Consider the following 8,249-nt stretch of genomic DNA (forward strand, 5'->3'; position numbering starts at 1 on the left):
CAACCGCGCAGGCGCAGGCGATCGCCACCTATCACCAGCGCGTGTGGAGCTACATCAAGGCGCAGGGACTCGAGAGCTACGTCGGCCAGACCGTCGGCGGCGTCGAGATGACCCAGTCGGGGATGATCGCCGCAGCGCACCTGGTCGGCAGCGGGAACCTGGCCGCGTTTCTTCGTAGCGATGGTCGGTCGGTGCCGAGGGACGGCAACAACACGCCGATCACCGAATACATCTCGCGCTTTGGCGGCTACACGATCACGGGTTCCGGTTCGAACTGCACGCAGTTCGCCTCGGGTCATCCATCTGGCGGCGTCAAGGTGCCCGTCCCCACGCCGTCGGGCCCCACCCACGCCGCACCGGGCGTGCGCGTGGTGACCGACGGGCCGGCAGCCGGCACCATCAATCCAGACGAGGCCTACTACTCGGTGACCGGGCACAGCGCGGACCAACTCGCCCGCACGATCAAGCTCTTGGTGGTGAGCGTGGTGATGCTCGCGGCCGCAGGGTGCTGGCTGGGCTCTTGGACGCTTTTTTCCGCTGGCGCATCGACTTGGCATCGCTTCTTGCACGACAACCAGCGCCTGCTGGTGGTGGTGCTCTTGTTCTTGGTGGTGCTCGCATGACAAGGCCGATCATGGGTCCCGCAGGCGTGAGGCGCGTTTGCCTCATCGCGTGCAGCGCGAGCAAGCTCGACCGTGCAGCGGCTGCGCACGAGATCTACACGGGAGACGTGTTTCGCAAGTCGCTGGCGTGGGCGAGGCTGCAGCCTTTCGAGGACATCGTCGTCTTGTCGCCGAGGCATCACGTGGTCGACCTGCAGGAGTCGCTCCAACCGTACGACGGGAGCATGTATGCGATGACCGTCGACGAGCGGCGTCGCTGGGCATCGATCGTCTTCGCCTCGATCGAAACGCGGTGGGACCTTCGCGCGGGTGACATCGAGCTGGTCATGCTGGCCGGCGCTCATTACGCCGAGGAGCTGGCGCTTCGCATCCAGGTTGTTGCGCCGCGAGCGCGGCTCGTACGCCCGCTCGCAGGCCTCGGCGTCGGTCAACAGAAAGCTTGGCTGCGTGACGCGATCGCTGCGCAGGAAAGAGCGTGCGCGGGCTGATCAATGGGGTACGTTGGCGAACTCAAGGTCCGCGCGTGGATCCGCAGGGAGGTGCAGGCAGTCACTCGGTTCGATGTGTCCAGTTCGATCTCGATGCGCCGCCAAGCCGGCGGCGCGGCCTGGGCGTCGGGGACAGCTTGGACGGGAATGGCCTGCTCGCGCAATTGCCCCGTGTCGATGCGCGAGTGCTCGCCCCAGACGCCTTGCTGCATCAATCGCGGGTGGCGTGCGTGCTCGCGCACGATGAAGCTCGCCCCCGCCTGACTGAAGCCTTGCACGATGGCGTGGGTGCAGAAGTGCCGATCAGCTATCCACAGTTGCCCGGGCTGGGCGCCCTCCACCAAGGGCTGCACGCCCACTCGCTCGCTTTCGTGCGCGTCCTCGCAGCCCACCACATCGCACACCAGGCCCACGTCCGGGTAAGCTGTGCCCCGGCAACCCGCCCATCGATGCCCGCGCAACGGCTGCGATCGCTTTTCGCTACCCGGCAAGTGATTACCGTCGACGATGCGCAACTGCCATCCCGGCAGGATCGCCTGCCCATCAAACTGCGCGGCAACCGGAACCAGACGTTGCGCGCTGCCGCGCATCAGCCCTCGCAGAACCGCCGGCTCGGTGCGCTTGAGCTTGTCGTACAGCGCCGCCAGCGATACCGGCAGGCTCTGCATCTTGCGTGCAGCCGCATGCACCGACGGCTGCAGTCCCGACGTGACCAATGTCATCAACTCCACGATGGTCGAGAACATCAGCTCCCTCGGGTACTGACGCTGGCGATCCGCCTCGAACATCTCGTCCACCCAGGCAGCCGGCAATGCCTGCTCAAGCGCCACTCGCGCCATCACGCACGCCGGCGCATGCTGCTCAAATCGCTCGATAACGGCTTGCCGGATCTCCGCTCTCCTGATTCCTCTATGGAGTCAGGAGGGTACAGCCACTTTCTCAGCAAGACCTTGTAAGGGGTGGCTTTCAGGCCCCCTGCATTCGGGAGCGCGAATAGCGGAGTTGAGGGAGCTACAACAGCGTCTGACTACGGCACAAGCACCAACGTCGCCAGCGGCCACAGCGCGTATCTCACGCCGGCAGACATTTGCTCGTCGCTCGGCCGCTTCAGCGTTCGGAAAATGGCACTCTCGAGCGCCACAACGTCCGCCTGCAAGAGAACCGCACTTCCATCCTTGATTCGAGGCACCAGATGGCTTTCCCTAATGAGCGCGGCTCTCTGCTTTCCGTTTAGTTCGACCGGCTTCCCTCTGGGCGGGGCCGAAAAGCAATGCAAAGACAAGTCGCGCTCGGCCCAGGTGCCGCGTTCCTGCTCCAGGCGCTGCCGAAGGAAGGCGAGTACGACTACCACCTCTTTTTCGGCGCCGAGGAAGTCGAGGCCTTCAGGCCGATTCACGAACGCCGGCCCAACGCGACGCCCCAGCGCGAACTGCTGGGCCAACGCCTGCTGCACGGCCTCAATGTTCAGACCCAACTGCAGAGCGGCTGACCCATCAGCGCCAACCGCTCTCAGGCCGCCCGTGTCTCCGCAGGCAAACGCCTTTCCGCCGAAGTGAATCGTCGGTACCTCTTCCTCGACGGCCACGATTTCGTTGTCCTGGAATGTGAACGATCCGAAGGTTGCCGCGCTGCCTTCGTTCGCCCCACAGTGCTTCACAAGGAAGCTGCCCAGGTCGGCCCAATGGGCCTCGCCCGGATCCGTGGCGCGAATCTGCTCCGCTTGCTTACGATAGGCCTCATCGAACGTGCTCCACGAGCGGTATCCCTCGGTGACGAGACGCCCAATCTGCTGGATAGCCGGGTCATCAAGGCCGACCGCGCCGGTCACATCGCTCAGCACGGATTCCAGCTCTTTGGGCGGCACTAGCGACATCACGCGACTGAACAAGGTCTCGAACTGTTCCGGGTCCAAGTGCTGGGCAATCATCGCCAGCTTGTCTCGCGCTACGCGGTACATGTCCACCTCTCGGCTGCCTGCGGCTACCACCGTGTCAACGATTACCGTCTTGCGCGACCCGAAACGATGGATTCGCCCAATGCGTTGCTCCAGGTCCATCGGGTTCCAGGGTACATCCAGGTGGATCAGCCTTCTTGCACGCTGCATGTTCAGGCCTTCGCCCCCTGCGCGCGATGAGACCAGGAAGCGCGGGCCGCAATCCGACTGAAAGCGTGCCACCTCAGCCGTTCTCTCTTCGTCTTTCTGGTTGCCGATGATCAACGCTGGCTTCTGCCCGTACCGGCGCTCCAGGATGCTTGCCACCACGGTGACCGTTTCGACCGGTTGGGCGAACAACACCACCTTCTCGTCGCCTGCGGCGTCAATCAAGTTGCACACGGCATCCCACTTGGCCTGTGCCGCATTCCCGCCCATAAGGTGCACACCCTCGTCAAGCAGTCTGGCCAAATGGATGGCATCCGGCTTCCATTCATCTTCATCGACCTCCTCGTCCTCGAGAGGCCCTTGCTCCGTAATCCGCACGCCGACCTGCCGCGACAGGCGCTCAAACAGCACCTCCAACGGCTCGTTGACCGGCCCGCCGCGGTAGGGCCGTAGCGCCGCGATGGCGCGAGTCAGCGCTGGCTGGCCGAGGGCCCAGCCTAGGCGCCGCATCGCCAGCCGCACCAAGTAGCCAATGCCAGCTTGTACGCTGGATGCAGCCCACTGCAGCGCCTGGCCCTTGGCCCAGCCAGCAGCCCGGGCGCGCGCCCCGTCCGGACCTTCGGCGTCATACAGCGCCCCGATGTCGAGGTACCAGCGCTCGTAGGCCTGCCCCAGGCGAACCACCGTGGGCTCGCGAATGTCGCGCGACGGGAACAAGGGGGCACCTCGCCAATCCCTCACTCGATCCTTGGTTCGGAAGATCACGCGCCCAGCCGCACCGGCAATGTGCTTGCCGTCGTCCGACAGCAAGCGGAGGATGTTCTTAAAGCGCGCTTCGTTGCCCTGGTGCGGTGTGCCACTCATCAACACCAGCCGCCCAGTCGGAGACATGCCCTTGGCTAGCTGGCTAACGAGCTTAAAAGATTGATTGGGCTTGCCGCCATCGGCGTCCCAATCGGAAAGGTGATGGCACTCGTCCACCACCACCATGTCCCATGGGCCGCTGCCAGTCACCCGCTCGAGGTTTGCGCCGAACACGGCTTTGTGGATGCTGGCCACCACCACGCGGTCGGACTCCAAGCGTGCGTCGCCCAGTGCGCCTGCCACCCACGCGCGTGCATCGATGTCGAGCTTGTCACGCAGTTCGTTGACCACGTTCCTCACCAGCCGTGCCGGTGCCAAGTACAAGATGCGCACCGACGCGTCTCTGTCGATCAGGCGTCGCATCAAGAGCCCCGCCTCGATGGTCTTGCCGAGTCCCACTTCGTCGCCGATGAGCACCTTGCGCAGCTCTTCGTGATCGAGGATATGCTGCACGAGGCTGACCTGGTGCATTAGGGTTGCGGCCTTGCGCGCATCCAGGCGACGCTGCGGATCTTCGGCAATCAGGAAGCCGGCATACAACCGCGCCAGACTACGGCTGGTCATCGCCAGCCAGTTGTCACCTTCGTCAAGGGCTCTGGCCGCCGTCAACTGCGCGGGTGACAGCACGGGCTTGACCCGACGCCTGTCGATGTTGGCCTCCACCAATGGCGGCGCCGAGCCCCCCCCCAAGCAGTCGCATGGGCACGCTCACCAAGTCGTACGACTCGAAGCCGAAGTCGTCCACTGCACGCAGGATCGTCCGCGCGTGTCCGCAGTACTCAAACATCATGTTGTGCATTCCCTTCCCTGGTGTCCGAGCCCAGCACTGTTGCTGGATCTTCCGCCTTGGTCTGAACCGGGCACGCCACGAGCACGCCCTCCAGCTCTGCCAGGATCGGACCGCGTTTCTGGGCGTCAGACCGCTTCACGCGCTCTTCATGCTTTTCAACGATGAGGTCCGCCGTGCCCTGGATCGGATCCCCCCCCTGAGCAAACGCCGTCTGTATCTCTGCGCGCACGGCAGAGAAATTGATTTGCAGGATATTGACAGCAGGCTGTTGCGCCGCAGTTGTTGCCTTGGCGGCCAGCTTTCCGAAGAGCTCCAGTATTCGAAACTTCACGCCTGGACCGATGTGGTTGCCGTCATCCACAAACTTCCTACATGCCAGCTGAATCGGCGCGCGGATCGCCTCTGAGAGCTTCGACTTTACCGTGTTGCGCAACTCGTCCACCGCCTCCTTGCCGACCTGCTTCATCTGTTCCGCCATGGCGGCCACGCGCTCCTGCTGCGTATGCAACAGCTTCTTGTTGATCGAAGCCCCGCCGTTCTCAGTGGCCCAGCCACAGAGAACGGCCACCATCTGCTCGATGTCTGATGAAAGCTCCGTCGTGCGCTTGCGCACATCCTTCAACAGTCTCTGTCCCCACACAGCCGCCATCGGCTCCTGGAAGTAGTTGCTGATGTCGTCCGGCAAGTTGATCACCCGCCGTCCATCGAAGACACCCCCCCGTCGAACAGCGGCACGAAGAGTTGCCCAGTGGGCATAGCGAAGTGACAACAAATAGGTCTGCACCTCGACCTCCGCAGCTCCGCGGGCTTCCAGTACTAGGGCCTCGATCTTTGCCTGAACAGTCGAGTCCAGAAACTCTCGAAAGGCACCGACACGGCGGTCATACTCCTCACGCGTGGGCTTCAGAATTTCTTTCAGAGCGTCCTCTAGGCGCTGGGCTTCGTCGGCAGCGCGCCCTTCGGTGCGCCACTGACCGTCGATGATCTGCAACTCGCTCAGCAGGCTGCCACCCAGACGGTCGGTCACGTCTTGCAGTTGCGCCGCCCTGCGCTGGCGCTCGGACGTGCCCAGCCGCACCAACGACTGCTGGAGTTCCGGCACCCCCGTTTCGGCCACGTCCTTGAGGATGGCCACATCCTCTTCGTCTTCCTTCAGAATCTTTCCGTACTCAGGTGCTGAAACCGGGTGAATCTCCAGGCTACCCAGGATGCTGGCCCGTGCTTGCTCACGTGCAGTTTGAACGGCTGCGTTGGCGGAGTCGCCAATCTTGCCCAGTTGCTCGGAAATCTGCGCCCGCATGCGCGGCTTGAACTCGCCAATCTTCTGGGCGAAAACCTCGCGCTTCTTTGGGCGAGGACCGTGACCGGGATCCCAATCTTGCCAGGCAGTCCAGGCCACATCGTCCACGCGGGTCACCGCAATCAGCATCGTGCAGGGGTCACTCGCCGGGTCATCTGCTGCACCCACCAGGCGGTCCCAATAGCCGCTGCTGCGCAAGAGATCTACAGTTGCCTCAGTCGGCCCGGCCCGGTCCACCACCACGATGATTGCTCGTGCCATCTCGCGGACATAGCGTTTGGTCACATGGCGGTACGCATCACTCGAAATACCAACGCCTGGCAGGTCAACCAGTTCCACGCCGGACTGCAGCACCTCAGAAGGCCAGCCCACCTGAATTCTTTCGATCAACGGCGCCAGGAAACCGGCCGCATGGTCCCGAAGCTCTGCCATAAAGGCCTTGCGATCGTCGCCTTGTCGGCGTTCAAGGATTCGCCTCTCCTTCGGCAATTGAAGAATCTGTCGCACCCTGGCCAGACGCTTTGCGTCTTCGGCGCCTATGGTCTGTCTCCACCGTGGCTTGACATCGCAGGCCACCCTCAGCGCGTCGATCAGATACGGCAACGGCACCTTGCTGAACTGATCTCCGGTGATGATCAGCTTGGCCTGCTTGATGATCTGGTCAAGCGCATCCCTCTGGGGCGACTCGGGGTCGGCGCCGGGTACGTCGACCTCTGCATCGGCGACGGCGTCATTCCGATCGTCGTCGTCAAGAATCTCGGCCAACTCGGCCGAGGATGTGTCGCCATTGCTGGCTTCAGGATCAGGTAACTGCCCTTGTTGGGCCATACGAAGCTGGTTCTCGTGCCTCCGCTCCAATGCAAAGGCGACCTTCCACAGGTGTTTGCGTTGGTGGTAGGTCACACGGAACGAGGGACTTGCGCTGTACCGAACCTCAGTCGCTTGTGCCGTGAGCGGTCCAATGCCGCCCGCTGGCAGGACATGCTCGGCCCCAGCGGCCAGCGCGTTGAGCAGCGTGCTCTTGCCGATCCCCGAGTTGCCCAGGAAGCAGACCGTCACTTGGTCCGGCAGTTCCAGCAGGCGCTTGAGCCGCGCGTGGTCGTTCTCCAACGTTGCCAAGCGGGCCGGAGCATGCTTTCGCAGAAACGGCTGAGCCGACGTCTCGAACCACTTCAGCAATGCAATCCCGCTTGTTGCTTCTTTCGTTGGGTTCATCGGCTCCCTCGGAAACTGCGACAACCCGCCCCACTTGTTTCGTGGCAACAACTCCACTGGCAGATCCAAACGAGCCAGCTCCATGCGAGGTTCCGCCTTGGAATAAAGCGAGAGTGAAACCGTGGCCGTTTCAGGTTCAGTCAGTCGAGACAGCAGTCCGCCGTCTACCTGCACATCAAGATCAGGGATGACATAGCCTTGCCCGGCCCCGACTGCGTCGACATGCCATACCTTTGTCTTTACGAAAGCCGGGGCCGTATCCAGCCTGAGCTCCAGACCCTGCGTCGCCTCCTTCGTGCCATTCAACAGCCGCAGACTTCGAAGCATAGGTACTGCATTCTGGAAGTCGACCATATTGAGCTTGCCGACCAATGCGGCTTCAAGTCTCCACCGCTCTTCCTGGGTGACGGCCTCCGAGGGGGCCTTATTGGGTACGAATAGGTTGTCGCGATCCTGACCCATATCGACGGTGTTTCTCTGCAGGTTGCAGATGTGAACTTCGCGCTCAAGATCCATCACGCCTCCCTCGACGCTTGGGTTGCTGCTATCCGTTTAGTATTCATCTTTGGATAGAAATCGCGCATGGGAGCTTTGTCCCGAGAGTGCCAAATGTTTCCGGGATAGCCTGAAGGAGAACACTGAAAAAGGTGGACAGCAAGGTCACACGGCGTGGCCGAAGGGTCATCATCGACATCGCGCTGCCCGCATCGGCCACCAAGGGCTCAGAGGAGCAACGGAGCAGATAGTGCAGTTAAGCCGTGCCTGGGCCCCGAAAAACGTACTCCATAGCTGAAGCTGAAAATGCATTCATGGAGAACGAGAGATGAGCAAGAAAGACGGATCGAATCGCCGCGCGCGATACACGGTG

Annotated in this window: 5 protein-coding genes and 1 pseudogene; 2 read left to right on the forward strand and 4 right to left on the reverse strand. The window is 62.5% G+C overall.

The window, feature by feature from the left end:
* Both AC30NL_RS05415 and AC30NL_RS05420 read left to right on the forward strand, forming a co-directional pair.
* A partial coding sequence (locus AC30NL_RS05415; protein WP_489462992.1) for a hypothetical protein occupies nt 1-623 on the forward strand: 623 nt, incomplete at its 5' end.
* Nucleotides 620-1,111 carry a DUF6884 domain-containing protein gene (locus tag AC30NL_RS05420; protein WP_489462993.1) on the forward strand — a complete coding sequence of 164 codons (492 nt, stop codon included), beginning with the start codon at nt 620-622 and terminating at the stop codon, nt 1,109-1,111. The genes AC30NL_RS05415 and AC30NL_RS05420, both read left to right, overlap by 4 nt.
* Nucleotides 1,112-1,185: 74 nt before the next feature.
* Here the strand turns inward: AC30NL_RS05420 and AC30NL_RS05425 are convergent.
* The 4 genes and pseudogenes from AC30NL_RS05425 to AC30NL_RS05440 all read right to left on the reverse strand — a co-directional run.
* Nucleotides 1,186-1,950, reverse strand: a pseudogene (locus tag AC30NL_RS05425) (transposase); the annotation flags it as partial.
* Nucleotides 1,951-2,138: 188 nt separating this feature from the next.
* Nucleotides 2,139-4,640: a helicase-related protein gene (locus AC30NL_RS05430; protein ID WP_489462994.1), complete on the reverse strand. Its 2,502-nt coding sequence runs from the start codon at nt 4,638-4,640 to the stop codon at nt 2,139-2,141.
* Between the two features lie 22 nt (nt 4,641-4,662).
* A complete protein-coding gene (locus tag AC30NL_RS05435; protein ID WP_489462995.1) occupies nt 4,663-4,866 on the reverse strand; it encodes a hypothetical protein in 204 nt (67 codons plus the stop codon).
* On the reverse strand, nt 4,856-7,897 hold the full coding sequence (locus AC30NL_RS05440; RefSeq protein ID WP_489462996.1) for a dynamin family protein: 3,042 nt from the start codon (nt 7,895-7,897) through the stop codon (nt 4,856-4,858). The genes AC30NL_RS05435 and AC30NL_RS05440 overlap by 11 nt, the downstream gene beginning before the upstream one ends.
* Between the last annotated feature and the right edge of the window lie 352 nt (nt 7,898-8,249).

The sequence above is a fragment of the Rhizobacter sp. genome (genome assembly GCA_021153565.1).
In the GTDB taxonomy this organism is placed as follows: Bacteria; Pseudomonadota; Gammaproteobacteria; order Burkholderiales; family Burkholderiaceae_C; genus Albitalea.

Bases quoted from the DNA above. Each gene is read 5' to 3' on its own strand.
- AC30NL_RS05435 (WP_489462995.1), bottom strand. From the start codon at position 4,866: ATGATGTTTGAGTACTGCGGACACGCGCGGACGATCCTGCGTGCAGTG.
- AC30NL_RS05420 (WP_489462993.1), top strand. From the start codon at position 620: ATGACAAGGCCGATCATGGGTCCCGCAGGCGTGAGGCGCGTTTGCCTC.
- AC30NL_RS05430 (WP_489462994.1), bottom strand. From the start codon at position 4,640: ATGACCAGCCGTAGTCTGGCGCGGTTGTATGCCGGCTTCCTGATTGCC.
- AC30NL_RS05440 (WP_489462996.1), bottom strand. From the start codon at position 7,897: ATGGATCTTGAGCGCGAAGTTCACATCTGCAACCTGCAGAGAAACACC.